Origin of the sequence: Paenibacillus sp. P13VS (assembly GCF_015143645.1) — a bacterium.
Classification (GTDB): domain Bacteria; phylum Bacillota; class Bacilli; order Paenibacillales; family Paenibacillaceae; genus Paenibacillus; species Paenibacillus xylanilyticus_A.
Genome location: NZ_WYEV01000012.1, coordinates 118,585 through 143,997, shown reverse-complemented (window position 1 = coordinate 143,997; position 25,413 = coordinate 118,585). Strand labels below are relative to the sequence as shown.

Annotated in this window: 24 protein-coding genes; 8 read left to right on the top strand and 16 right to left on the bottom strand. The window is 48.1% G+C overall.

Annotated elements, in window-relative coordinates:
- Positions 1-70 precede the first annotated feature (70 nt).
- Positions 71-1,078, bottom strand: a complete 1,008-nt coding sequence (locus GUA98_RS24530; RefSeq protein WP_153979667.1) for a substrate-binding domain-containing protein — start codon at positions 1,076-1,078, stop codon at positions 71-73.
- 207 nt (positions 1,079-1,285) lie between these two features.
- Here GUA98_RS24530 and GUA98_RS24525 point away from each other — a divergent pair, with 207 nt between their 5' ends.
- The 3 genes from GUA98_RS24525 to GUA98_RS24515 all read left to right on the top strand — a co-directional run bounded on the left by GUA98_RS24525 (position 1,286) and on the right by GUA98_RS24515 (position 3,445).
- Positions 1,286-1,867, top strand: a complete 582-nt coding sequence (locus tag GUA98_RS24525; RefSeq protein ID WP_193724678.1) for a LysE family translocator — start codon at positions 1,286-1,288, stop codon at positions 1,865-1,867.
- An 18-nt stretch (positions 1,868-1,885) separates the two neighbouring features.
- On the top strand, positions 1,886-2,662 hold the full coding sequence (locus tag GUA98_RS24520; protein ID WP_153979669.1) for an AraC family ligand binding domain-containing protein: 777 nt from the start codon (positions 1,886-1,888) through the stop codon (positions 2,660-2,662).
- Between the two features lie 114 nt (positions 2,663-2,776).
- Positions 2,777-3,445 carry a phosphatase PAP2 family protein gene (locus GUA98_RS24515; RefSeq protein WP_153979670.1) on the top strand — a complete coding sequence of 223 codons (669 nt, stop codon included), beginning with the start codon at positions 2,777-2,779 and terminating at the stop codon, positions 3,443-3,445.
- A 70-nt stretch (positions 3,446-3,515) separates the two neighbouring features.
- Here GUA98_RS24515 and GUA98_RS24510 read toward each other — a convergent pair whose 3' ends face one another.
- The 4 genes from GUA98_RS24510 to GUA98_RS24495 form a co-directional block, all read right to left on the bottom strand.
- Positions 3,516-4,637: a Ger(x)C family spore germination protein gene (locus GUA98_RS24510; protein ID WP_162009973.1), complete on the bottom strand. Its 1,122-nt coding sequence runs from the start codon at positions 4,635-4,637 to the stop codon at positions 3,516-3,518.
- A 4-nt stretch (positions 4,638-4,641) separates the two neighbouring features.
- Complete coding sequence (locus GUA98_RS24505) at positions 4,642-6,141, bottom strand: spore germination protein (RefSeq protein WP_227780068.1); 1,500 nt, start codon at positions 6,139-6,141, stop codon at positions 4,642-4,644.
- Positions 6,138-7,280: a GerAB/ArcD/ProY family transporter gene (locus GUA98_RS24500; protein WP_193724677.1), complete on the bottom strand. Its 1,143-nt coding sequence runs from the start codon at positions 7,278-7,280 to the stop codon at positions 6,138-6,140. Before GUA98_RS24500 ends, GUA98_RS24505 begins: the two co-directional genes overlap by 4 nt.
- A 191-nt stretch (positions 7,281-7,471) precedes the next feature.
- Complete coding sequence (locus GUA98_RS24495; protein ID WP_193724676.1) at positions 7,472-8,905, bottom strand: glycoside hydrolase family 1 protein; 1,434 nt, start codon at positions 8,903-8,905, stop codon at positions 7,472-7,474.
- A 90-nt stretch (positions 8,906-8,995) separates the two neighbouring features.
- Between GUA98_RS24495 and GUA98_RS24490 the strand changes: the two genes are divergently transcribed.
- The 3 genes from GUA98_RS24490 (at position 8,996) to GUA98_RS24480 (ending at position 11,525) form a co-directional block, all read left to right on the top strand.
- Positions 8,996-9,940, top strand: coding sequence for a helix-turn-helix transcriptional regulator (locus GUA98_RS24490; protein WP_227780067.1), 945 nt, complete (start codon positions 8,996-8,998; stop codon positions 9,938-9,940).
- A 73-nt stretch (positions 9,941-10,013) separates the two neighbouring features.
- Positions 10,014-10,829, top strand: a complete 816-nt coding sequence (locus GUA98_RS24485; RefSeq protein ID WP_193724675.1) for a class I SAM-dependent methyltransferase — start codon at positions 10,014-10,016, stop codon at positions 10,827-10,829.
- A gap of 78 nt (positions 10,830-10,907) precedes the next feature.
- The gene (locus GUA98_RS24480) at positions 10,908-11,525 is read left to right on the top strand and encodes an SMI1/KNR4 family protein (RefSeq protein WP_227780065.1); all 618 of its coding nucleotides are present in this window, start codon (positions 10,908-10,910) and stop codon (positions 11,523-11,525) included.
- Between the two features lie 62 nt (positions 11,526-11,587).
- Here GUA98_RS24480 and GUA98_RS24475 read toward each other — a convergent pair whose 3' ends face one another.
- The 3 genes from GUA98_RS24475 to GUA98_RS24465 all read right to left on the bottom strand — a co-directional run bounded on the left by GUA98_RS24475 (position 11,588) and on the right by GUA98_RS24465 (position 14,448).
- Positions 11,588-12,382: a hypothetical protein gene (locus tag GUA98_RS24475; protein WP_153979676.1), complete on the bottom strand. Its 795-nt coding sequence runs from the start codon at positions 12,380-12,382 to the stop codon at positions 11,588-11,590.
- A 91-nt stretch (positions 12,383-12,473) separates the two neighbouring features.
- Positions 12,474-12,890: a hypothetical protein gene (locus tag GUA98_RS24470; RefSeq protein ID WP_095289580.1), complete on the bottom strand. Its 417-nt coding sequence runs from the start codon at positions 12,888-12,890 to the stop codon at positions 12,474-12,476.
- A gap of 277 nt (positions 12,891-13,167) precedes the next feature.
- Positions 13,168-14,448 (bottom strand): XRE family transcriptional regulator, encoded by a 1,281-nt coding sequence (locus tag GUA98_RS24465; RefSeq protein ID WP_193724690.1) that lies wholly within the window; start codon positions 14,446-14,448, stop codon positions 13,168-13,170.
- 200 nt (positions 14,449-14,648) lie between these two features.
- On the opposite strand from GUA98_RS24465, the gene fabV reads away from it, so the two are divergent.
- Positions 14,649-15,839 (top strand): enoyl-ACP reductase FabV, encoded by a 1,191-nt coding sequence (gene fabV / locus GUA98_RS24460; protein ID WP_193724673.1) that lies wholly within the window; start codon positions 14,649-14,651, stop codon positions 15,837-15,839.
- 159 nt (positions 15,840-15,998) lie between these two features.
- Here the strand turns inward: fabV and GUA98_RS24455 are convergent, their stop codons facing one another.
- The 3 genes from GUA98_RS24455 to GUA98_RS24445 all read right to left on the bottom strand — a co-directional run bounded on the left by GUA98_RS24455 (position 15,999) and on the right by GUA98_RS24445 (position 18,335).
- The gene (locus tag GUA98_RS24455) at positions 15,999-17,246 is read right to left on the bottom strand and encodes a winged helix-turn-helix domain-containing protein (protein ID WP_153979678.1); all 1,248 of its coding nucleotides are present in this window, start codon (positions 17,244-17,246) and stop codon (positions 15,999-16,001) included.
- Between the two features lie 126 nt (positions 17,247-17,372).
- Complete coding sequence (locus tag GUA98_RS24450; protein WP_127538689.1) at positions 17,373-17,603, bottom strand: hypothetical protein; 231 nt, start codon at positions 17,601-17,603, stop codon at positions 17,373-17,375.
- Between the two features lie 135 nt (positions 17,604-17,738).
- Positions 17,739-18,335, bottom strand: a complete 597-nt coding sequence (locus GUA98_RS24445) for a restriction endonuclease (protein WP_153979679.1) — start codon at positions 18,333-18,335, stop codon at positions 17,739-17,741.
- Between the two features lie 257 nt (positions 18,336-18,592).
- Between GUA98_RS24445 and GUA98_RS24440 the strand changes: the two genes are divergently transcribed.
- Positions 18,593-19,864, top strand: coding sequence for a hypothetical protein (locus GUA98_RS24440; protein WP_193724672.1), 1,272 nt, complete (start codon positions 18,593-18,595; stop codon positions 19,862-19,864).
- A gap of 81 nt (positions 19,865-19,945) precedes the next feature.
- Here the strand turns inward: GUA98_RS24440 and msrA are convergent, their stop codons facing one another.
- The 5 genes from msrA to GUA98_RS24415 form a co-directional block, all read right to left on the bottom strand.
- On the bottom strand, positions 19,946-20,461 hold the full coding sequence (gene msrA / locus GUA98_RS24435) for a peptide-methionine (S)-S-oxide reductase MsrA (protein ID WP_153979681.1): 516 nt from the start codon (positions 20,459-20,461) through the stop codon (positions 19,946-19,948).
- 204 nt (positions 20,462-20,665) lie between these two features.
- Positions 20,666-20,923, bottom strand: a complete 258-nt coding sequence (locus tag GUA98_RS24430) for a GlsB/YeaQ/YmgE family stress response membrane protein (protein ID WP_095289572.1) — start codon at positions 20,921-20,923, stop codon at positions 20,666-20,668.
- Positions 20,924-21,207: 284 nt separating this feature from the next.
- The gene (locus GUA98_RS24425; RefSeq protein WP_153979682.1) at positions 21,208-22,512 is read right to left on the bottom strand and encodes an AAA family ATPase; all 1,305 of its coding nucleotides are present in this window, start codon (positions 22,510-22,512) and stop codon (positions 21,208-21,210) included.
- On the bottom strand, positions 22,512-23,975 hold the full coding sequence (locus GUA98_RS24420) for an RtcB family protein (protein ID WP_227780061.1): 1,464 nt from the start codon (positions 23,973-23,975) through the stop codon (positions 22,512-22,514). The genes GUA98_RS24425 and GUA98_RS24420 overlap by 1 nt, the downstream gene beginning before the upstream one ends.
- Positions 23,976-24,524: 549 nt before the next feature.
- Positions 24,525-25,343: a TerC family protein gene (locus GUA98_RS24415; protein ID WP_193724671.1), complete on the bottom strand. Its 819-nt coding sequence runs from the start codon at positions 25,341-25,343 to the stop codon at positions 24,525-24,527.
- Positions 25,344-25,413 lie beyond the last annotated feature (70 nt).

Genomic DNA, 25,413 nt, shown 5'->3' with positions numbered 1-25,413 from the left:
CTGCAATCCGCTCTTCATCCGAAAACGAATTTTCTTCCAGCCGAGGGGCATTCGAGAACGATGTTCTGTTTTATTTGGCATAGTAATCATCTACATTCGATCGTGTCACGACAGAGATTCCAGTATCCACCCTAACCGGCAGCGGTGCATTTTCATCGGAAGAAGACGGTGCAGGTACGGTCAGTTGGTGGTGCAAATGAAACAGGTATTGAAGGGACCAGTAACCCATGTTCCAGGTCCCCTGTGCGATCGTTGCAGAGATTGTGCCGCTCTTGATCATGTCAAGTGTTGCTTTATTGGTATCAAAGGATATGATCTGCAGCGGATAACCTGCATCCCCATTCTGAACCGCTTCACCAACGCCAGCTGCTCCTGTCGCTTCGGTTACAAAAATACCGCCGAGATCCGGATATGTTTTCATCATTCTAAGAGCTTCATCTCTTGATTTCATTGCATCTCCGTGCCCGTCCGCGACTTCAACAACCTTCATGGAAGGGTATCGATCACGGATAGTATCGCGGAAGCCTTCCGTTCGTTCCTCATGATTTTGCTGACCCGGCATGGTCAGAACGGCGACTTCTCCCTCCCGGCCCAGAAGCTCGGCCATTTTGTCCGCAGCAGTCACCCCTGCTTGATAATTGTCCGTGCCGAGAAAAGAATATGCCCTGCTGTCCGGGGCATCCGCATCAAACAAAACCACCGGAATACCTGCATCCAATGCTTTGTTAATCACAGGAATAAGCGATTGCGGGTCAATGGCGGAGATGGCGATGCCTGCCGGTTTCCGTGCAATCGCTTGCTCAATGATCGTCGTCTGTTCCTTCGGGTCATATCGGGTAGCTCCCCGATACTCCACGGTTACTCCGAGCGCATCACCCGCATCCTCGAAGCCTTTGAGCACACTTTTCCAATATTCCAAGCCGGACTGAAATGTGATCATGATGTATGTTTCACCAATATCTCCACGCAGTCCCTTGGCTTCCCAAGAGCCATTCGCTTCGCTTGCGTATTCATACCTGAGTACGTACAGTGCAAAAGCCGAGATAAGCAAAATGTAGACCAGCAATGTCTTTTTCATATTCGTTTTCACATCCTTGAGATCTGTCCACTTGTGTTTCGCTTAAATTGTAAACGCAAACACGCAAAAAAGAAACCGCTTTCCCCTCTAACCAAAGTATCTTCATACTTTCGCTCTCAGGTTGTGCTGCTGCAATAATGTACTATCGGTTCAACCATCCCCGCAGTATGATCATGAAACTACAACCCGGGGAGGCATTATGAAACGATGAATCTTACCTCTTTTTTAATTTATTGCATTGTGGTTACCTTTACGCCAGGACCCAGCAATATTGTCATTTTATCTTCAGTTCAGCACGCGGGTGCACGCAAAACCATGCATTATGTGTGGGGAGCCACCGTGGCGTTTGGGATGCTGCTTGCCGCCTCGGCTTTCCTCAATCATCTTCTGGCGGGCATCCTGCCCAGTATTCTTCATGTGATGCAGATCGTTGGCAGCCTGTATATGCTGTACCTCGCCTATCAGATCTACAAGATGGGATCTTCCGAGGAGGCACCGAAGCAGGCAACCGGATTTGTGAGCGGTTTAATCATGCAGTTTCTAAATCCGAAAGTAATTCTGTTCACGTTCACCGTAATCCCCAGCTATGTGCTGCCCTATTATGACACCTCGCTGTCAACGGTGCTGTTTGTCTGTCTCATCACATTGATTGGATTTTTGGCCTTTACCAGCTGGGTTGTTTTCGGTTCTGTGTTCAGGCAATTTTTGCATGATCATCAAAAAGCTTTTAGTATCGTGTTGGCTCTCTTTTTGGTATACTCAGCCATTATGGTATCGGGACTCATCTAGATTGGAGGTAGGCATGGAGTGGAGCTGTTCAATTATAAGAAATCGTCTGATGTCCTGGCCCTTTCGGCCAGTTTTACAGATTTTACGTATAAGAAGCACTGTCACGAGGAATATGCGGTTGGTGTGACGCTGCGCGGTATTCAGCAGTACCATCTGGACGGTCATTATCAGGCTTCCCACCAGAACGGTGTCATGCTGTTTAATCGGGAGCAGTCCCATGATGGCAGTTCTTACGACAAGGCTGGTATTGACTACGTCATGTTGTATCTGAAGCCGGAGGTGGTAGAAGACATTCTGGGGAAAAAGGAATTGCGTTTCTCCACTCCCATTGTCTATGATCCTCAGCTGGCACGAAGTATTCTCATGCTGAACCGTGCCGTTCAGAGCGGGCAGGATGAAGCCAAATGCAGTGAACTTCTCTTCAGCCTCGTACATCAGCTGTCCCGGTCGGAGATCGATACTCACATTCCCGGACCTGGTGACGGGCTTGTCCGAAAGGCCAAAGAAATGATGTTCAGCAGGTTCGATGATGTGCTGAAACTGGATGATCTCTATACCGAGTTTAATATGTCCAAGTTTCAGTTTATCCGGGAATTCAAGTCACATGCCGGCATATCACCCTACCAGTTCTTCCTGAACTGCAAGGTTGAACATGCCCGGCAGGCCATAGAGAAGCATAAGGATGTCTACTCCGCGGTAGCCGAATGCGGATTCGTCGATCTTACGCATTTGAACAGACATTTTAAGCGTGTCTTCGGTGTTACCGCCTATGAATATATGCTTCAACTGAACTGAGTCGCTAACCTTTTTGTTCAAGCAATATTTAAGGCGAAATGATAGCATAATATCCATATCGTATGGCTGGCGGCCCAACATATGAAATTCAAACATCCTGGAGGAACATGACATTTGAACCAGCAAGGAAAAAAGGCCTTCTCTATCCCGCTGCTCCTTGCAGCATTGAGCCTTACCGTATTTGCACTGATTGCCCTGTCTATCAGTGATAACCAGATCCACCGGTTTGATGATAACCTGATTGGATGGATACAAGGGATGGAAGCTCCCGGAATGACCAACTGGATGCAGGTCTTCACCTGGATTGGCAGCGGATTGCCTGTGATCATCATAATGATCATCTCCATGGTGGTCTTATATCTTTTCCTGGGACACCGACGGGAACTTCTGTTTTTGGCAGCAGTCATCGCAGGCTCCACGTTGCTGAACACCCTGTTGAAACTGGCGTTTCAGCGTGCCAGGCCCACTATTCACCGCATCATCGAAGCGAGCGGTTACAGCTTCCCAAGTGGACACTCCATGGCAGCGTTCAGCCTATATAGTGGACTTGCCTTTCTGATCTGGAAGCATATCCCGACAGCAGCAGGCCGGGTTATCATGATCATCGTGAGTGCAGCCTTTATTCTGACCATTGGCATGAGCCGAATTTATCTGGGGGTTCATTATCCCAGTGATGTCATCGGAGGTTACTTTCTGAGCGGCAGCTGGCTGGCCATTTGCATTTGGTTTTATCAGCGTTATGCAGAGCGGCTCTCCCTGCTTCATTCCAAACCTCTGACATAGAACATCAAAATTAGAACATAGGTAAGACCCGCTATCCTCAAAGCTGAGGTCAGAGCGGGTTTTCCCGTTTTTATTCCTGAATACCATCCTGGACGAGCGTCAGCTCCACGTGGGCCCGAATATCCATCGAGCCATAATCCTTATAGAACGTTTCATTGTCCCAGTGGTGCGTACAACTTCTCACATACTCTCCAAACCCGAACGGGTCCACATTCTCTCTCTGGCACTTGCGGATCAGTTGATTGATTTTGGCTTCCATATGCCTTTTCATTTCTGATTCCAGTTCCTTCATCTCCTTGCCGGATAACAGAAAATCATTCCGTGAAGCCTTAATCACAGATGCACTGATGTGAATCTTTGAATCCAGCGCTGCTGCTGGGGTGTCTGAACGCATCCGATGCTTCACGGAGGAAGATAAAATTTTGATTAGGGCATCATTGTCTGTTGTATTAGCCGTTTGCCTCTGTGCCCCCTCAACCTCATTGATCTGTGCAAGAAACTTGCCATTCTTGGCATCCTCCGTAAGCAGCTTCAAACCAAGCCCCTCTTCATCACTCAGCTGAAGTACAGCTTTTTCCCCTTTGAAAACCACGAGACCATCAAGCATAATTTTATCCTGATCGTTCAAGCGAAGCCGAGGGAGATAAATATCCTGTCCTTTGCTGAAATATTGGAACAACGTCTGATGCAGACTGAAGTGAGGCAGATTGGCAAAATTGCCGTTTTGCTCGATTAACTTCATCAGATACAGCGGATCATGAGCGGGAATGGATGCCTTAATGATATCCAGCGCCCTTCCTTCCGCTACGGCAAACTGCATACGTCTGGACACCCGGGTATTATGGGATAACACGCGCAGAATATCGCCTATCCCGTGTTTCGCATAGTCCTCCCCCAGCACCATCATTCTTAATTGGCCATACTCAATAGGTTCTTTCGCCTGCATATTCATTCTTGGCATGACATCGAAGCTGTTGGTTGAGTCGATCTCCAGCAGTTCGACATCACTCTTGTCCTTCTCGGTATACTCACCGATGAGCACGCTGTTGTGAATTTGTTTATCTTGCAAATCGTAAGCGGAAGTTAGGACGAGGCTGATCTCATTCACAATGCTCGTATCCTGGCAGGAGCTGAGCAGCAGCATCCCCATTACCCACATTACGGCAAGGAACCATTGGGATAGACGTTTCATACGCTCACTCCTCATCCAGTTGATTCGTTTGGTGAACCCTTCCCGGCTTGTAGCGGATGAAGGAGAGCGGCCTTAAATAGCTCGGCCTCTTATCCGTCTGTTGATAGGAAGCACGAATCAGACTGTCTTTCAGATCCCTGAACCGCATTGGATAGAAAGGAGCCATATAAGGTGACCCCAGAGACTTTAATCGCGACAGATGGACGAGGAGGAAGCACAGTCCGATCGCAATCCCGAATGCGCCCCAGATGGCAGCCAGTATAATGATCGGAAATCGCAGAAAACGAATGGCATTGGACATTTTATAGATCGGTGTCACAAACGAAGCCAGTGCAGACAAGGACACGATGATGATCAGTACGTTGCTCGTAAGTGCGGCCTCCACGGCAGCCTGTCCAAGAATGATCCCGCCAACAATACCCAGTGTTTGTCCGATCCGGTTCGGCAGTCTGGCTCCTGCTTCACGCAAGAATTCAATTGTCGTCTCCAGAAATATGGCTTCCACAAAAGGGGGAAACGGTACATTTTGTCTGGATGAGATCAACTTGCCAAGCAGCTCCTTGGGTATGACTTCATAGTGAAAGGTCATTAATGCCACATAGAGGGCTGAGGCAAACAGCGAGAAAATGACGCCAAAAATGCGAATCAACCGAAAAAAAGATCCAAGCGCCCACGGCAGATAATAATCTTCCGGCGAGACAAAAAAATCAAACAACGTGGATGGCCCTGTAATAAAACTTGGCGAGCCTTCACTGATGACCGCTACTTGCCCGGTGATCAGGGCATAGATGACTCTGTCCCTCCGTTCGGTCGTCGTAAACAAGGGGAACGGCGTAAGTGAGTTATCTGCGATCAGTTGATCCAACTGTGACGTATCCAAGACAGCATCAAAGTCGATTCCCTTCAATCTGTCCTCCATCCTGCTGACGTTCTCGGGATCAGCAATACCATCCATATACAGAATGGCCACTTGGGATTGGGACAAGGAGCCCAGTGTCATTTCCTTGATGATCAGATTAGGTGTTCGCAGCTGTGTACGGATCAGATGCAGGTTAACCGGCATTGCCTCGACGAATCCAACCTTGGGTCCGATCACGCTAAATTCATTTTCCGTGTCGTTATCACTTCGTATCCCTTCCTTGCCTGGCATGGGAACCACAATGCACTCATGGGTCTGTCCGCACTGCCGGATAAGCAGGCTGCCTTGAAGAAGGGATTGGACCATTTCCTCGTCTTGATTAGTAAGGTTCGTTTCCTCTATGGGAATATGCAAGAGCACATCATGCAAATTCACTTCTTCGCTTGAAGGGATGCGTTCCTGCAGGGAGTGGATGGCTACTTCAAGGAGATGACTGTCCACGAGTGTTTTATAGTAGCAAACTTCAAGGGCCAGTCCGGAGACGGTCATCGTACTTACGATAAAATCATCAGAGCGACGGCATGGATCGAGCGGGTCATGAGATGTACTGGACATCTGTTGGTTGTCACTGGCAGGTGAACTCATGCTTCCTCTCCTTTGGGCTGGTCGGGCATATCCTGATGTCCGGTAGATCCCCCCAGATTCTTGCGGAACAGCGAGATGATAAACAGAAGCGGGACATATAACATAATCAATATTTCCCCCGTTCTGGTGTATATCTCGTTGACCATATCAATATCCACGGTGTCTTTAACTACAAACAAAAGAATGGCAAAAAGGACGATGGCGAGTTTCAGTCCGAGACTGGGCTTGATCGATCTCTCCAGCTTCAAACAATGACATGCTGCCCAAAGCCCCAACGTGATGATGGATAGAATTTTTAGCAGCCAAAAGGATAACACCAGATACTCCATCCGCTGGATCAATGGCATTTCAATAATGCTGATCAGGCTCAGGGTAGGCCATAAATGTTCCTTCATCTGTCCATGATTGAAGTACATAAAGGAATAGATAAAGAAAACCAGATACACTATGGTTGCAGTAACCAAGGCGAGATAAGCCCATTTGATCGAGCGACCTGGCGTCTTGATGTATGGATATACGACCAGCAAAATGCCGCAGCCGATAAATTCATGAAGCATATCCCTTGTGGACAACCATATGGATGTGACATCATGATCCAGCACAGGAAGAAGGTTTCGTGGATGAAGATAGGAAGAGACCAGGAATATCTGCGGGAAGACAAATACTAGGATGAAGAGGGTGCCCCAAAGGCACATCCCGGTGACCGACTGTATGCCGCCCGACACACAGTAATAGACAAGCAGCAGAACCACGATGCCCAGCAGCCAGTTATTTTGTGTGGGAAGAATCCACAGCTGGATGATATGAATATAGGAGCTATAGGCTACAAAAGCACCCAGCAGAAAATATAAAATAAAGATCCAATTCAGAACTGAACCCGCGATTCGGCCCCAATACCGTCGATTGATGTGAACGAGAGAGGAATGGCCGGGGGATTGGCGTGACAGCAGGACAAACATCATTTTAAGGATGATAGAGATCATGACAGCGGCGGCCAAAATGCTGATCCATCCATCTTTCTCCGCGCCGCGCAGCATTTTATATTGAAAATTCATTAAACCTACGCCAACCAAGCTTACATAGAGCACAAAATACAGATGAATGGGTGACATGCTGTAGCGATTCCCGGAAGTGTTCACAGAGATCTCCCCTTTTCTGAACGATCATATGAATCTGCTGAAAAATTCACATCTAGCGTTGTACCTTCACTTATGCTCAGTCTCTGAGTTAAGTATGTAAATTATTCGAGATTTTATTCAAAAGCAAATACCCGCCTATTCCCATAGAGGGAACAAGCGGGTACGACATCTCTTTTTTTATCAGCAATCGATTATAGTTCTTCGCCATTGGATTCAATGACTTTTTTGTACCAGTGGAAGCTCTTCTTCGGCGTTCTGCTCAGATCACCATTTCCATCATTATCCTTGTTGACATGAATGAAGCCGTAACGCTTCTTCATCTCTCCGGTTGATGCGCTGACGAGGTCAATACATCCCCACATTGTGTAGGCAATGAGCTCCACTCCATCCGCGACTGCTTCTTTCATTTGCTCAATGTGACCTCTCAAATAATCAATGCGATAGTCATCCTGAATGGTGCCATCTGCTTCTACCACATCGACTGCACCCAGACCATTCTCAACGACCATCAATGGCACCTGATAGCGATCATAGAGATGATTCAGCGTGTATCGCAATCCTTTCGGGTCAATCTGCCAGCCCCAGTCGGAAGCTTCCAGGTACGGATTTTTGATCCCGCCCAGCAGGTTGCCCCCGGCTCTCTCCAAGGACTCGTCCGCACTTTCAACCAAGGACATATAATAGCTGAAGGAGTAGAAGTCCACGCAGCCCTCACGCAGGGTTTGCTCATCTTCAGGCTGCATTTCGATCTGAATGCCCTGCTCTGCGAAGAAACGTTTGGCGAAACCAGGGTATGCTCCTCTCACTTGCACGTCCCCACAGATCATATTGGAGAGCTGATCCTTCTTCTGCGCAAGCAAAATGTCGTCCGGATTACACGTGTTCGGATAAGTTGTCATGAACGCAACCATGCAGCCGATTTGGAAATCGGGGTTAATCTCATGTCCAAGCTTGACGGCCTTCGCACTCGCCACGAACTGATGATGCAGGGCCTGGAATCGGGTTTGCGGATCGTCGATGCCGTCCGTCAATGTTTCTTTTCCTTCAAACAGAATTCCTGCCGCCATATATGCGCCCATCGGCATGGTCAGACAGTTGATCTCATTGAATGTCAGCCAATACTTCACCTGATCCTTATAACGGTTGAACAGAGTTTTACAATAACGGAGGTAACAATCGATCACTTCGCGCGAAGCCCATCCGTTGTATTTTTGCGTCAGACCAAATGGGGTCTCATAGTGAGAAATGGTTACCAACGGTTCGATGTTATATTTCTTCAATTCGGCAAAAACTTGATCATAGAACTGCAATCCCTCTTCGTTGGGCTCCAGATCGTAACCGTTCGGATAGATCCGGGACCAGTTGATGGACATGCGGAACATTTTGAAGCCCATCTCTGCCATCAAGGCAATATCTTCTTTGTAATGTCCGTAAAAGTCTACAGCCTCATGGCTCGGGTAATACGTGCCCTCTTCAAGTACTGGCGTAATCCGCCGCGGAGTCGTATGGGTTCCGCCTGTCATCATATCGGATGTGCTCGGGCCTTTGCCGCCCTGATTCCATCCGCCTTCGAATTGATTGGCAGCTGTTGCGCCGCCCCAGTAAAATCCATCTTTCATCTTCATGACAAGTCCTCCTATGAATGAGCTGCTTAACACTGTAATACCAGTGTAGCATCCATACCCTGACACCTATTGTCATGGTATAATCATAGCATGGAAAATAACCGATTATTTCGAATGCTGCTGCTGTTACTCGAGAAGAAAAAAGCCACCGCGCCCGAACTCGCCCGCTTGTTTGAAATCTCGGTACGCACGGTTTACCGTGACATCGACCGGCTGAGCGCAGCGGGAATTCCCTTCTACACCACCACTGGCAAGCACGGTGGCATCCATCTGATGGACAATTATGTGATGGACAAGTCCCTGCTGTCTGAAGAAGATCAGAACGAAATTTTGCTTGGCCTGTACAGTATCAGTGCCATTCCACACCTGAACAGTGTTCATATGCTCAAACGGCTGACTGCCTTGTTTGATCACAAACTGGATTGGATTGAATTCGATTTCTCCCCGTGGGGCAATATCCCTGTGCAGGAAAGAGATATGTTCAACTTAGTGAAGCAGGCCATACTGACCAAGCAGGGGATGACATTCAACTATATCGACTCTGATGGAGAAGCAAGTGTGGAGACCATTGCACCCGTCAAACTCATTTTTAAAAATAGTACATGGTATATCGAAGGACAGGACGAAAGCCTGCCGTATTCTACCGAGAAAAAGACATTCAAGATGAAACGGATCTCCGAGCTCCGTTTGCTTCCAAGGCTGCAAGAGCATGGATCAGCTTCGTCCACAGCCGATGTGGAAAAGACACCTGTGAACGCACCCTTATCCCTGGATCTCTTATTTTCAAGTTCCATTGCTTATCGGGCGCTTGATTTCTTCGAACCTTCCCGGATGAAAAAACAGTCGGATGGTAGCCTTCGTGTGACGTTGGAAATTCATGAAGGTGAGCGGCTGTATTCGTTTCTAATGTCATTTGGTGCTGAACTGACCGTTCTCGAACCCCCACATGTCAGACATGAACTGCTCCGCCGATATCAACAGGCTGTCAAACACCTGCAAGCATTCAATCCTGACGGCTTCCAGCCCGATGAATGATATAATGGAATCGCCAAGAACTTGAATTCATCAATTCATTGTAAATCGCCCATTTTGTAGAGGAGGTTTATCCATGCAAGACATCAGACGCAACAATGTGGAACGTTTCAAAGGCTTCGGTACGTTATATGACCAGAATCGCCCGGCTGCACCCACCGAAGTCGTGGAAATTCTGAACACCTATCTCGGCACCAAACCAAGATTGGTTGCAGATGTGGGCTGCGGCACCGGGTTATCCTCATGGATCTGGCTGAATGAAGCTGAACGCATTATTGGTGTAGAACCCAGCGATGACATGAGAGCCGTGGCGGAGGCCAAATGGGAGGCTGCGGGCAAACCGGATCATCTGCGATTTGTATCAGGCTTATCTCATGAACTGGGATTGCCAGACGGCAGTGTGGATATTGTGACCTGCTCCCAATCGTTCCACTGGATGGAGCCTGAATCCACACTTCGTGAATTCGCACGTGTACTGCGACCAGGAGGCATATTTGCCGCTTATGATTGTGACTGGCCTCCTATCCTCGATTGGCAGCTGGAGCAGGCATATCAGCAGTTGATCTCGGAAGCCGATCTGCAAGCCTCCAGTCTGGAAGCACAGGAAAACCAGGCTCATAAATGGAGTAAGGACGGCCATCTGCAGCAAATAAGCCAATCAGGCCTGTTCCGCTATGCCCGTGAGATCGTATTCCATCACCATGAGACGTTTGATGCGGATCGTTACGTCAATCTGGCCCTCAGTCAGGGCGGCTTGCAGACAGCGCTGAAGCTTGGAGCAGACGAACTATTAACGGCCGCGGATGAATTCAGAGCGCTCGCAACCCGGATATTTGACGGACAAACGAGAACGGTCTTGTTTTCTTACCGCATGCGTCTGGGTATCATCTGACTGATCATTTCAACATTCCAATCGTATAGATCCATCCCGGAAGAAAGGCAGTGAATCGCTTTGAGTCATTCGAACATCTTGCTGCAAGATCGGACGTATATTCAACAATGCTTGGATAACTATTCCAATACCCCTCATCAAGACATCCTGATGACCCTTCCAGCCAAAACAGAGGATCAGGATTACGGCGTGCCTATGGATATGCAGGATGGTACAGTAGATGACGAAGGCTGGGTTCGTTGGAGAATGCTCGCTTCTATGGTGACGGAGGATCAGATAAGCGAGCTGGAGCAGTCCTGTGGATTGCCCGTTCCCGTCCCGCCGCTCTATCGTGCATATCTGAGCACAAGATACGTCATGAATGTCTATCTGCGTTACGATGATTTTGTCATAGGTCTACCTGATTTACCCTCCGATCGTCCATTACGTCGCTTACAAGAGTTATGGGTAGCCTGGAAACCATTAATCGCCGAAGGGTACATTCCACTCGCTACATACGAAGATGACGCCGGACCGGTATGCTGGGACATTCGCAAACCGGGTGGTGACCATGATTATGCTGTCGTTTGGTTCGATCATGAACTGCTGGTGCACGATGAATGGCCTAGTCGCGAACAGCTTGAAGGCTGGGCTGTATCTCTATTCCCATCATTCCGGGATATGCTCAGCCCACTTGCGTCCAGCCACGATTCATAACTTACAGCTATTCAAAAAAGACGGTTCCTCCTCTGCGGAGAGAACCGTCTTAGGCATATGGATCACGATGAGAACAGATGGCTTAACTGCTCTTCCTGTACATTCAATGCCAGTACCAGCTTGGATGGATCCTGCTTGGAATAGATGACGTTAATGATGTGACCCTGCTGAACCTGAGAGAGGGCGGAAGGCAAAATATCCTTTTGCGTTGTCACTTGAAACGTCTCCCCATTCGGCGGGGTCACACTGAGCGTAAGCTGAAGCTTGATCTTGCCTGTTCCCGAATTCCCCAGCGGGGTGACGTCGAGAATTTTGGCCATTGCTTTCTCCCCCGTACGGGCAATATCCATCATATCTGGAGAAACGCCCTCCTGGATCATCTTTTCGTTAAGCAGTTCCTGCAGGTCCGCTTGCGATAGCTGTCCTTTCAGATCAATCCCCACCTTACGCTCATCCTTCTCGGAAACGACCAGCGGAACAAAACTTCCTGGCTGAAACTGTGCCAGCGCTGTAAGGGGGACGACCGTCTTCAATTCAGTGTCATATTTCTCCCGTCCTTTGCGCGATACAGTCAAGCTGAGACGCACTTCTGGCTGTTCATTAATATACGTGCCAGTCTGCTGAACACTTCGAATGACGCCCACAGCAGGAAGTCCTGACTTCACCCGACCCACGCCGAAGATGTTACTTAGAATGGTCGGAATGAAAATTAGTCCAAAGCCTGCAAAGATCGCCGGTTTATACCACCAGGCCTGCATGATGATAAAGGGATCATTCCAGAGCTGCTGTGCCAGAAATGGCGAAAACCCCACCCCGAATACGGTCAACACACCAATCATTCTCAATATACCTGTCATATCCCCCACTCCTTCATCTCTATAATTCGTTGTTATATGAATAAATGTAACCTTTTCTCTTTCCATACTGCTTAATCCTTGGGGTGAACACTTAACCTGTCAACAATCCCATATAAATCAGTTCCGACGGATTCGCAGGATTCTGACCTAATCCAACCCGGTCTCCCACCCGGGGAATCTGCATCTTGGATACTAGCGTTTCCAGCGTTCGCTGATACTGTCTTCCACTCGTCTCCGTTACATCCAATACGAGTACCACAATGGGATCGAAGTTGATCAGCTTTCCTGTATCGGTAATCGTGAGGACCGTAGCCGTGGCTGTTAAGGGAAGTGAACCCGTCGCTGCCAGTTGTGCCTGTTTCGCCGAATCCAGACTCTGATTGATTGCTTCCCGGTGCTGCTTGGGTACAAAGCCTTTCATCATCAGGCCGGTAAGTCCTTTGTTCATCACTCGATCTGCTTTTGCAATGGCGTCTTCCTGTTTGTTCTTTTTGCTAAACCATCCCATCCGAAACACCTCATTTGTTTGTTTTTTGTTATATATTCATTATAAACAGGAGGGCTTCGCCTTGAATATACTTCTGACTGCATACAAAATAAACGCCAAATCCGTAAATTCAATCGCGATATGATGGCTGATTTTTATGTTTATATCATTTAATTCGCAAAAAAAGAGCCGAGTATCGGCCCTTTAATTGGTCTGGGAATCTTTTGTTTTGTAGAAAATGGACCACCGCTGGACAAAAAACGTGATCAAAGCATGCGTTTTAAGCCGATGTACTCCCTTATTTTTTGCGCAGCAGATAAACCAGCTTCTTATAATACATCGCTGCCTCTTTATACCTGCGCTGATCCTCGGATACCACCGCGAGTCCCTCATATAACGGCTCCAGTCTCATGGCATGCTGTGTCGATTCGAAATAGGGAAGGCATGCGAGAGCCTGTTCCATAAACGCTTCACGATTCCCATGTGCCAGGGCCAGATGACTCTGATAAAACGTTCCACTCATCTGTTGATCCTCTGTTATTGCACATTTCAGCAGTTGATCCACACTTTGCGCAAGCATGCCCCAATGTTTACGGCCAAGTGCCACCTCACAGCGATACACACAGATGAGCGGCTTCATCGCCTGCTGTGTTTCTTCCGGTTCCTGCATGAGCAGCGTCTCAAATCGCTCAATCTCCGTCTGAGCCTTGTCTAACTCACCCGTCATGGTCAGCATGACAATCCGATTGTTTGCAATTGCAGTAACGAGATCTCCCTGATTCCCGGCATATACCAGGTTGGCTTCCGCCATCGTAAGAGCCGAGAGGGCTTCCTGTACAAGCCCCATGGCGAAGCAATAACCGCTATATGCTACATATAAACCCGACAAACGGTGGAATAGACGCTGATCATACACATGCCGCATCGTCTGCTCAAAGACCTGTTTGGCCTCTTCATATTGTTTGACCTGAATATAGGCTTCCATTTTGATATTTTGTACGGACAGCCAAAATTCACTACCAGGGAGAGCCAGCTCACTGAGCCTTGTTGCATGAGTCAACACATCGACGTATGCAAGCTTGGAACGATAATACTGCACCTTGTAATACAAGAGGGCTTTTGCCAGCGGACGGGGCAGATCCACATCATCCGGACGACCGTATTTCTCCAAATAAAAATTCAAATAGGAAGTATGGATGTATTCATGAGCGGCTGCGTCGTTCAACTGCTGGTAATACACTGCTTTCATAAGAGCGGTCGTCAGTTCAACCGTCAGTGCATCATCCCGATCTTCCAGCGCATGCACGGTGTCTTCCGGTATGGCCGAAGCCGGCATGGACAGCTGTGCAAAAATAGCCTCTGCCCGTTCCATCGTCTCCTCGCTCTGATCCGCTGCGTGCAATAGGTAAGACGGCTTGACTGCCAGGCGTGAAGCAATGGCTTCAGCCAAGTCCTCGGGGAGCGGATAACGATCCGCCAGTATGTTCGCAAAATGAGCCTGTGTCACCAGACCCTCAACCAGATCCTTGCGGGAAATTTGCTTTCTTTTACTCAGAAATTCAATCCGTTCCTTCAGCATGGGCGTGTGTTCCTTTCGATTCATTGCTGTAAATGCTATGAACTATCATCGCAAAATCAGGGAATCAATGCCACCCTTTTAACGAATTCAAATGAAACGGTTTCCGTTTCGGTGACAATTGTTTTACAATAAGGAGGTATGCAATGGAGAATATAGACTAACTATTAACACATGAGTTGATAATGAAAGGATGCCAATGAATGATTATTAAACCAAGAACGCGTGGTTTTATTTGTACGACTTCCCATCCTGTAGGTTGTGCCGCACAGGTGCAAGAACAGATTGAATACGTGAAATCCCAGCCGGCGCTGAAGGGGCCACGTAATGTGCTCGTTATCGGTGCTTCTACCGGATACGGACTCGCATCACGTATTGTCTCTGCATTTGGTGCAGGAGCGAATACCATTGGTATTTACCGCCCAAGCAGCTCAACGGACAAGCGCACCGCTTCGGCTGGATGGTACAATTCGGCTGCATTTGAGAAGGCCGCGGAAGAAGCAGGCCTGAAATCGTACAGCATCACTGGGGATGCATTTGCTAATGAAACGAGAGAAAGAACAGTTGAGCTGATTCGCAGCGAATTCGGCCAAGTTGACCTTGTGGTCTACAGTGTAGCATCCGCACGGCGCACCGATCCGAACACAGGCGAAGTTTCCAACTCCGTCCTGAAACCGATTGGACAATCGTACACGAACAAAACGGTTAATTTCCATACGGGCGAAATTACTTCCGTTACCCTGGAGCCAGCAACCGAAGAAGAGATTCGCCAAACGGTAACGGTAATGGGCGGCGAAGACTGGGAACTGTGGATGGATGCACTGCAGCAAGGCGGCGTGCTGGCTGACGACGCAACGACGATTGCTTTCTCCTATATCGGTCCTGAACTGACACAGGCCATCTATCGTGAAGGCTCCATTGGTCAGGCGAAGGATCATCTGGAGGCGACAGCACACAAGCTGAATGATCGCATGAGTGCGACGGGTGGACGTGCATATGTGACTGTAGCGAAAGCTCTTGTCACCCAGTCCAGTTCCGCGATTCCTGTTGTACCGTTGTACATCTCTGCCCTATACAAGGTCATGAAGGAAAAAGGACTACACGAAGGCTGTATCGAGCAATTGCAGCGTCTGTTCGCTGATCGCCTGTATGCCGGAGGGGACGTTCCAACAGACGAACAAGGACGCATTCGTATTGACGATTGGGAGATGAGAGAAGATGTGCAGGATGAAGTCGCGAAGCTCTGGAATGAGCTGACTACCGACAACATCTACGATCTGTCGGATCTCGAAGGGTACCGTCGCGAGTTCTTCCAGCTGTTCGGTTTTGAAACCGATGGCGTGGACTACGAAGCTGACGTGGATCCCAATGTGGAAGTACCGCATCTGCGCTAATCGCTTTTCAGAGATAACGCAGCGCGGGTACGTACATCAAACGAAGTGATATAACATCAAAGGAGAGCCTTGGGACTCTCCTTTTGTTATGTTCAGATGTATAGAGTGAATGATTTATCTTTTTCCAAAAGCCTCATATACCCTTCATGCATCAGAGGATCAGAGGGACTTCAATCCTTTTTTTAGAGCTGCAGGTACCGTCTTTTCCACCTTGATGGACTGGGCTCCATGCATGGTTGCGAAGAAGGCAAGTCCATCCCGAAAATCAGACATCCATTCTTCCACGGGAGGAGCATTCTCCTCCATGGATAACAAACGGACCGTGAGTGTTCCCGTTTTACGATCCAGTCTGGGATCCATCCGTCCGATCAGCCGATCCCCGTGAAGAATGGGCATGGCGTAATAACCATACGTCCGTTTCGCTTCAGGCGTGTAAATCTCCCACTTATAATGATAATCAAACAAATCCACAATCCGTTCCCTTCTCCAGAGCAGGTTATCCAATGGGGGTAAGAAACGGACCGGACCTGATGCCTCATAATGTGTCTCGTCCTGCTGCATTCTCAGCAGCAGCTCTTCATCCTCTGTCCGGATGTAGTAGGGTGTCACGACACCCTCAATCTCCAGTTGGATCATTCGTCCATCGGCCACACGTGCAGCCATTTGCGCACGCCGCTCAGCTGCGGACCATTTAAGCCATCCGAGTCTGGCATCACGGGTATCCACCACCCGATAGGCATGAATGTATTTATCCAGAAGTGCCTGCTGCTGCATATGCGTCTCCTGTTCGACACTAAGGCCAGGCCTCTGTTGAACCAAATTCGGTTCAGTGATCTGGAAGTATCGTTCATTGCCCTGCCTTGCAACGACCCGGATGGCCGCAGTATCCAGCAGCAGGTTCAGCGCGAGACTTGTATCCTTAGTCTTTGGTGCATCCGGACGATCCCAATAACCACTGACTCGTTCAACCGCACGAAATGCTTTGGAGGGCAGCGGTCCTTCCTCAGCAAGACGCTGCAGGACATGCTGTACAGTTATCTCCAGACGCTGCAGGGATGGATTAAGCCGTTCTCTTAATCTCGCACGCACAGGTTCGAAATACGCGTAGTCCTCCATCGGGATGACACATGCGGCATTGGCAAAATACTCGAATACCTTGTGCTCACGAAGCAATGTATGTAAATGGGCAGGATCGTACCCCGGATCGCGGGCTCCCAGAACCAAATGCTGATTGCCAGTCACTGCTGCAACCGGATCGATCTGCACGCAGCCTAGCGTACGAATCAGACGCATAACCTGATCCGGTCCGGACGTTCCCGGTTCTGCTGGCCAGCGTTCCAGCAGCAATTGTGTATGCAGCAAAAAGCGCCGAACAGCTGCCTTTGTCGTGCGCAGGGTTGTCGTCATGATGGATCATTCGTCCTTTCTCACAGGATTCATGGTTTCCTTTTACAATTTTACAGTTTGTCCTATTTTTCCATTTTATCAGTCTTTAACGAAGCAATCCAACCAAAGCATTAAGTAAAACATTCATTAAGCGCCCTTGCCGCACGTCCCGTGGACAAAATAAAAAGAAGCACCACCATCCTGGATGATCCGCTTCTTGTGTTTGACCTTTTGCAGTTTTTCTTGTTTGGTTGGCATGAGTCGAACATGTTGGGATAATGCACCATAATTTTCGTTTACTCTTCGGCTCTGTTCGGGACAGTATTGTCCTGAGCGCTCTGCTCTGCGTAATGCTTTTTGTGTTTGGGTACGTGCCATAATGGATATCCACTCTCCTTTGGTTGAATACACTCAATATATCATGTGCAGGCCTGCAAGTGAAGGTGAACCCTGCCTAATGTCTTCGTAAAAAGGCCCCATCGGGGCCTGATAAATGCATTTCTATTCTAGGCTTTAGCGTGTAGTTCGTTTTCGTCTCGATTGCCACGTTTCTACCGGTTCCTGATCATCTTCTTCAATGAGCTCCATGGCTTCTTCCACTCTTCTCGACTTGAACAGGACAATCAGATCCATCAGATCTTCCCGGTCCAGCAGCTTCACACCGTTGACCGCAGCCAGGGTTCGGCAGGCTTCCGTGTACCTCGCTGAAGTCAGGACGATTGAGCGGTCTGCCTCATAATAACGCATCGAGGTGTAAATCTCCTGCACGGCACTCAAACCAACCGGATGATTCGCTCCATATCGTTTGGCCTGAATCACATTCCGTCTGCCCAGCCGGTCCGTAAACACAAGATCCGCTCCGAAGTCACGGCTGCTGGTCGTCTTGTGAACTTCTTCGTATCCGAGCTGTTGAAACAAATGAAAGAGATATAACTCAAACTCCGAACCATCTTCCATTTTATCGATGTCCTTGATTGAAATCTTGCGAGGGTTGGCTTCACTGCGTATACGCTGTCCCCGCCGGATGATTCGCCGAATTACCCAAGCCAGCAGCAGCAATACAGCGATCAATCCAATGACCCAAGGGGTTAAGTTGTCATTCCAATTCATGTCTGTTCTCCTTGTACATTCCTCTGTCAGAATCGTGCCTATGTTAGAATTAACCATGATTACCGACTTAATATAACAAACTTCTACCTCGTTCGAAAGAAGATGAATTCCCTGTAACCGTTACACTTCAGCAAACATAGATAATGGGATACATGGGGGATAAAAGGTTACAGTCTCTCAGGTTGAATTCGAACTGGCTTAAATGGTAGAATTCAACAATCGGTTCTATTTTGAACCGAAGAAAGGTGGTTTATAACTTGCTTACATTAAACAAACGCAATACCAAAACATGGGCAGCCCTGCTACTCAGCGGCGTGCTCCTCTTCAGTATGAATACAACGGGTTATGCGGCAGTACAGAGTGAGCCGCTTCCGAAACCTGCTTGGACTTCGCCTTCACTGATGCAAACCCAAGTCAACACGGAAAAAGACGTCCTGGTCAAGGAGATCAACGCTGTCCCTGCCAAAAACCTGGTATACGTACATTCCTCCCAGCCTGTGACCAAGACAAGCAGTGCCACAACGCTGGCCTGGCAGCTGGATACACTTCAGGCCCTGGATGCAACAACTGGTAAAGTGAAATGGAATTATATTTTTCATGAGAAAAGCGGGCCGTATACGACCTACTCCGATTCAATATACACCAGTTACGGCACAGCCTATGTATATATGGAATATTCGGATGGAACCAAGAAAGTATACTCATTTAACACATCCGGCAAAACGAATTGGGTCAGAACGGTAAATGCTCCTTCCGATCTGTATCTGCTTGATGACGAAACCTTGCTAGTCGCTTCCAGTCAGGGTGCACAGTCCAACGGTTCGGTTCGAACAGCAATCTCGCTCTATGACAAGAAGGGCAAGCTGATTACCGAGAAGACGATTAATGGTGCTGTGCTTCAGGCAGGCAGTGACCGCATTGTGGTAGATGCAAGCAAACGAATCAAAGTCGGCAGTTACTGGCAGCCTGCAGCGAATCCCAAAGTGGAGATCTATGATCGTTCGCTCACCCGCCTGTCCTTCTATCAATTCCCAAGCAATGCAAACACGCAGGGAGACGGCGGTGGTGAGTCACTTGCCATACTGAACGATGGCTCCGTCATCATGCGTGCCAACTTCGAGAACACGGGCAACAAACTCATGGGCTTCGGAGCAGATGGCAAGCTCGCTTGGGGACGCAGCATTCCAGGTAATGCCTTCATTCAGACCGCAGGCGACGGATATACCCTGTTTACAGGTTCCAAGCTGGAGCTGTACAACATGAAAGGCAAAGTAACCGAGCGCACGTTCAAGGATCAACAGCCTGTATTGATGCAAGTGAAGCGAACTCAAGATGGGCAGTATCAGCTTGATTTTGCCAAAACCGGTTATATCGTGGACCCCAAAACCCTGGAAGACGTGCATGTGTACACAGCAAGCGCTTCGGTTCCTTCTATTATAAGTCCTTCAACGTATGTTAATGGTGTCCTCTACACCATTCAGGAGGATGCATTGTCCAAACATGTGCTTAAGTCCATGTCCGCAAAATAATTCATCAGCCTTGATTTAAAAAAAGCCGGGTCGACTCCAAAAGGAGCCTGCCCGGCTTTTGTAATATGATCTTCCCTTGTCTTACTTCCAGTTTGCTTCAATAAATTCATCCCGTCCGGATTGGGCACGGTCTTCCTTGTAATGCTTCTCATTTTTCTTATGGTAATCCTGATGATAGTCCTCGGCCGGGTAGAACACAACCGCATCCCGAATTTCTGTCACAATGGGCTGGTTAAATCGTCCACTTGCGGCCAGATCCTGCTTGGACTGCTCAGCCAGTTCGCGCTGTCGCTCATTGTGTACAAAGATCGCTGTACGATACTGGGTTCCGCGATCCTGGAACTGACCTCCGTCATCGGTAGGATCAATCTGCGGCCAGTAAAGCTCCAGGAGCCGTTCATAGGGAAACAGCTCCGGATCAAATGTGATTTCAACCACCTCAACGTGTCCGGTTTCCCCTGTTTTGACCTGCTCATATGTGGGATGTTCAACGTGACCGCCTGTATACCCGGATACAATTCCGTGAATGCCTGGCTGTTCTTCAAATGGTGTAACCATACACCAGAAACATCCTCCGGCAAATGTCGCTTTTTCCATGGTCTCTCTCTCCTTCGTGCACTCATCTATTATTAGGAAACCTTGCCTGTCACCCAAACCAAGGTTTCGTTATGAACCGCTGCCTATATATCTTAAAACAAAAAGAGGTTGATGGAAAGCCATCCCTATGGCTTCTCATCAACCTCTTCATTATAAACGGGAAACATCATTTATTTCCCATGGATTCGTAGTGCAATAACGTCGTTACCCGCGACTACGACCCATTGAACGGAAGATCAAGCTTACGATTGCTACAAGTACGATGGCACCAATTAATGCCGGTACGATGTAGAATCCGCCCATTTCAGGACCCATCTCTCCGAAGATCACGCCGCCTAACCATCCACCGATGAAACCAGCGATAATGTTACCAATAACACCACCTGGGATGTCACGACCAACGATCAGACCTGCCAACCATCCAATAATACCACCGATAATTAATGACCATAACCAACCCATACTACTCACCTCAATTAAAAGTTTTTGTTGTTGTCTGTCTACTATTAACCGCTACAGAAGCATTTAAACAACTGAATTAAAAATTGTTGTATATTACCTTTTATTCATATGCTTCATATCCGCACGACAAGCCCGTCTCAGCAAGGAAACAACTCATTTTTGCTTTCCGTTCAACCTTTATTAGCTTCAACGGCTTAATTGTACCTCCCGAAGGTCATTGTATGTAGGAGCAGACAACCGTAGTATATCCAATTGAGATGTATAATATTTGATGGTGTATGGTATTAATAAAAACCGGCTCGTCCCTTTCCTGGCTGAGTCAGCCAGTTATGCTTATGGCTCTTGTCCAGCTCTCCCCGCATGGACTGAATAACTTGTACAATGTCTGTCTGGCCATTCTGATGCCATTCGAGTGCAGCACTGACATATAACTCACCGAGCTGTGCAAGGGAGAATGTATCCGTGAGCCGAGCCGCTTCCTGCGTTCCTTCTTCGCCGGCAAAGACCGAAAATCCCCGCTGCTGCAAGTATTGCAGTCGCAGTGCTTCGTCTGGCAGCGGAATTTCATAAGCCCGATCAAACCGTCCGGCACGGTTCATGAGACCTGGATCTATTTTCTCCGGATAATTCGTTGTACCGATCAGAAAAATACCCTCTTTGGATGTAGCTCCATCCAGTGTATTTAGGAAGAAGGAGCGCACTTCGTCCGGCATCGAATCAATATCTTCAATGATCAGCACCATAGGAGCCAGGCGTTTGGCTGCCTCGAATACTTCCCGAACGGACTCACTGTTGGTATACTCGGTAATTTGCCAGTATGCAGCTGGACCCGGGATGCTGCCCGCAATGGATTTGACCAAGGTTGTTTTCCCGTTGCCCGGGTGACCATACAGCAGAATCCCCCGTTTGTAGGGAATATCATATTCCCGGTAAAAGGAGCGATCCGCTTCGAAGAACTGATCCAGCGAGCGGAAAATATCCTGCTTAATTTGGGGCGAAAGAACCACATCGTCTCTTCCCACCGAGCGGGTGATGGATTCGACATGGCGTTCGCTGCCATTGCGGGCATCGGTATACACCGTAACCTTTTTCATATTTTGCTGACGCTCCCGTTCACGCACACTGCCCAGAAACTGCTTGAGTTCTTCCTCACCTACCGCGAATACAAAGTCCTCATTGTAGATGCCATTATCCCGGAAAAAGGGAATACGGACGAGTGCAACCCCCCATTTGGGATATGCAAACACGTTGTTCCGAATGGAATAATGCACCCCATATGTAGGCACATCACCATCATCTTCATAATGAAGGGTACGGAGCTCCAGATCCTCGAAAATACGGGCAACCAGCTCCACTTCGTTACTGTCGCTCAGCAAATCCTCCTTCAGCAGCTCCCAGTATTCGTTGTTCGGATCATCACTGGCAAACAGTTCATAACGAACCCCGTACTTGCTGCTTAACGCTTCAATAATGCCCCGGATCAGGCGTGCATATGTCGCATAGCCCTGGATTCGGATCTGGTCGTCCTGCGTGTGGTCGTAAGCATAGATAGCTTGGGTGTGATTTACTTTTTCATTGGGTATAATCATTATTTTGCTCCTTTCACAGCTGCAAGCGGTTTGCATTTGGCTACAACCTGAGCCAGGCCTGCACCGGTAACACTATCAATAATTTCATCAACATTTTTATATGCCTGTGGCGATTCATCTATAATCGATTCGAGTGATCGCTGATTCACCACAATTTCATCTTCTGTACCCACGCCGAGTGCGGATGCAAAATCTTCTACCGTAACCAGACGCTTGGTAGCAGTACGTGAACGAATGCGCCCTGCACCGTGGCAGATCGAATAATAGTTATCTTCGCCCTGAGGCTGACCTACCATGATATACGAGGCTGTCCCCATCGATCCTGGAATAAGCGCAGGATGACCTGTAGCCATATAAGGTTTCGGATTATCCGGGTGCCCGGCAGGCAGGGCACGCGTTGCCCCTTTGCGATGGACAAATACGCTGCCTTCTTTGGCATGAGATTCCTCCCAGGCATAGTTGTGCATCAGGTCATACAATGTACGGAATTCACATTTGGGTCCGAACACTTCCCGGAACGCCTCCCGAATAGCGAAAGCGATCAGATGCCGGTTAACCACAGCATAATTCAACGCGGAATACATCATGTTGACGTAATGACGGCCTTCGGCGTGTTCCAACGGAGCAAAAACCAGTCTCGGATCCGATGTACCAAGCCCGTTTCGCTGCATCATTTTGGCAATGGCAGACGAGCTGGTCTGGCTCACATGTCCGCCCCATGCACGGGAACCTGAATGAATCATGACGACGATTTGACCATCAACCAATCCCCAGGCTTCCGCGATCTCACGATTTTCCTCTGCAATTTCAATAGACTGGATTTCGGCAAAATGATTGCCCCCGCCCAAGGTGCCCAGCTGACGGTGTGCACGATGCCAGGTCATATCCGGAACAAGATTGAGCACGTCCTCATCGTAGGCAAATTTGCTGCTTTCCACATGGGTGATGGATGTCGACTTCTTCGGCGTGTAACTGTCCGGAATATATTTTTTGGGCAAGCCATGCAAGCCTTTGCGAACAATGTGTTCAAGTCGGATATCCGAGAAATGCCCTCGCTGACTAGCCTCCATTGGCAATACCTTTTCAATGGCCTTGACCAGCTTGCGGCGCAATTTTACATCTTTCAGATCATCCCTATGCAGATTCGTCATATGCACCCGCATCCCGCAGCCGATATCACTGCCAACAATGGATGGAGACACGTAACCCGTCTTTGCGTCCCATACGGCCGTCGTGCCGATGCAGGTTCCCACACCTACGTGAACATCCGGGGTATAACTCATATAGGAAATGCCAGGAATTTGCAAATTGTTGTTCGCCATTTCAAACACTTTATAGTCCAGTGAGGAAAACAATTGCTGTGCGGCATATACCGTCAAGTCTCCTGCTGGCAATTTCACTTCATGCCGATATCCGCCAGGGAATTCGTTTTGACTCGTAAATAAATTAGGTTCTGTATTCATAAATGCTTATTTTTCCTTCCTGTTTATCATATTGTGGTTGTTTTTCAAAATAAGGAATGTTTGTATCGCATGGTTCATTTCCGCTTCAGTCGATACAACAAAAAAAAGAAGCCATGGACGCATCCGCCCATGACTTCTTCATGACATAACAGAGAACAGGACGGCATGAAGATGCCATACCTCTGTTCTCCATCGCTATATAAGCCGAGAATGACATATCGATACCTGCATTAAGAACAGTGAAAAGATATGCCGATCCTCCTATGTCGCCCGTAAGAGGCCAAAGAGACGATGAGCTGGATATGCAGTTGTAACTATGCGACTTGTTGTATGTGTCAATCGAACATCATAACCAACCATCATGTCTTTCGGCCTCCCTTCGTAAATGATAAGTCTTATATTAATAGGACTCGTTTCGATATGTCAACCCTTTTCTTGGAAAATAAACCGTTTGACATGAATATGCATATACTAAAAAATCAGGGGTCTGTTTGAATACAGCCCCTGATTTTTACGACGACATATGCTGTTTGTGTTAAGCTTATACGCTTAGTTTCCTGCTTGTTTTTCCAACTCTTCAATCGGATTTTCATCCTCTTTGGCTGGTACCTTGGAAGACAGGAACCAACCGCATACCGCAATGGTAATCAATACGATATAGAATCCGAATTTCCAAATTTTATTTTCCGGGAAATGTTCATCCAGAACACCAAGTGAAGGATGTGCCAGCGTAATGACTGCGAGCTTAACCCCTACCCAACCTACGATAACGAAGGCTGCCACTTCAAGTCCCGGACGGGAATGAAGCAATTTAACGAAGAAGGAAGCTGCAAAACGCATAATGACGAGACCAATAAATCCGCCCAGGAAGATGACGATAAACTGTCCACCATCCAACCCGCCAATTGGAGGTAATCCACTTGGTGGCAGCGCCACAGCCAGTGCTACGGCTGCAAGAATGGAGTCGACTGCAAAAGCAATATCCGCTACCTCGACCTTGAAAACAGTCATCCAGAAACCGGATTGTTTCTTGGGTTTCTTCGGTGCATCATCGGCTGCTTCGTCTGTCTTGTTTCGGCTGCCCATAACTTTCTTGGCAATGTGGTTAATCGAGATGTAAAGAAGATACAGTGCCCCGATCGCCTGAACCTGCCACACATCGACGAGGAACGAGATCAGGAACAAGGAACCTAACCTGAAGATAAAGGCTCCGAGCAAACCGTAGAATAGCGCCTTTTTGCGCTTCTCATCCGGTAAATGCTTAACCATAATCGCAAGCACCAAAGCATTATCTGCTGCCAGCAATCCTTCCAGGACTACCAGGACGATTAGTACCCATCCATACTCCAATAATAATGACAAATCCAAATTTGACTCCTCCTTAGTATCCTTATGATGTACAAAAAAAGGACCTTTACCATCGCTGGTAAAGATCCTT

Coding starts and splice junctions, on each gene's coding strand:
- GUA98_RS24530 (WP_153979667.1), bottom strand. CDS start 1,078: ATGAAAAAGACATTGCTGGTCTACATTTTGCTTATCTCGGCTTTTGCA.
- GUA98_RS24525 (WP_193724678.1), top strand. CDS start 1,286: ATGAATCTTACCTCTTTTTTAATTTATTGCATTGTGGTTACCTTTACG.
- GUA98_RS24510 (WP_162009973.1), bottom strand. CDS start 4,637: ATGAAACGTCTATCCCAATGGTTCCTTGCCGTAATGTGGGTAATGGGG.
- GUA98_RS24505 (WP_227780068.1), bottom strand. CDS start 6,141: ATGAGTTCACCTGCCAGTGACAACCAACAGATGTCCAGTACATCTCAT.
- GUA98_RS24495 (WP_193724676.1), bottom strand. CDS start 8,905: ATGAAGATGAAAGATGGATTTTACTGGGGCGGCGCAACAGCTGCCAAT.
- GUA98_RS24490 (WP_227780067.1), top strand. CDS start 8,996: ATGGAAAATAACCGATTATTTCGAATGCTGCTGCTGTTACTCGAGAAG.
- GUA98_RS24485 (WP_193724675.1), top strand. CDS start 10,014: ATGCAAGACATCAGACGCAACAATGTGGAACGTTTCAAAGGCTTCGGT.
- GUA98_RS24475 (WP_153979676.1), bottom strand. CDS start 12,382: ATGACAGGTATATTGAGAATGATTGGTGTGTTGACCGTATTCGGGGTG.
- GUA98_RS24470 (WP_095289580.1), bottom strand. CDS start 12,890: ATGGGATGGTTTAGCAAAAAGAACAAACAGGAAGACGCCATTGCAAAA.
- GUA98_RS24465 (WP_193724690.1), bottom strand. CDS start 14,448: ATGCTGAAGGAACGGATTGAATTTCTGAGTAAAAGAAAGCAAATTTCC.
- fabV (WP_193724673.1), top strand. CDS start 14,649: ATGATTATTAAACCAAGAACGCGTGGTTTTATTTGTACGACTTCCCAT.
- GUA98_RS24455 (WP_153979678.1), bottom strand. CDS start 17,246: ATGACGACAACCCTGCGCACGACAAAGGCAGCTGTTCGGCGCTTTTTG.
- GUA98_RS24450 (WP_127538689.1), bottom strand. CDS start 17,603: ATGGCACGTACCCAAACACAAAAAGCATTACGCAGAGCAGAGCGCTCA.
- GUA98_RS24445 (WP_153979679.1), bottom strand. CDS start 18,335: ATGAATTGGAATGACAACTTAACCCCTTGGGTCATTGGATTGATCGCT.
- msrA (WP_153979681.1), bottom strand. CDS start 20,461: ATGGAAAAAGCGACATTTGCCGGAGGATGTTTCTGGTGTATGGTTACA.
- GUA98_RS24430 (WP_095289572.1), bottom strand. CDS start 20,923: ATGGGTTGGTTATGGTCATTAATTATCGGTGGTATTATTGGATGGTTG.
- GUA98_RS24425 (WP_153979682.1), bottom strand. CDS start 22,512: ATGATTATACCCAATGAAAAAGTAAATCACACCCAAGCTATCTATGCT.
- GUA98_RS24420 (WP_227780061.1), bottom strand. CDS start 23,975: ATGAATACAGAACCTAATTTATTTACGAGTCAAAACGAATTCCCTGGC.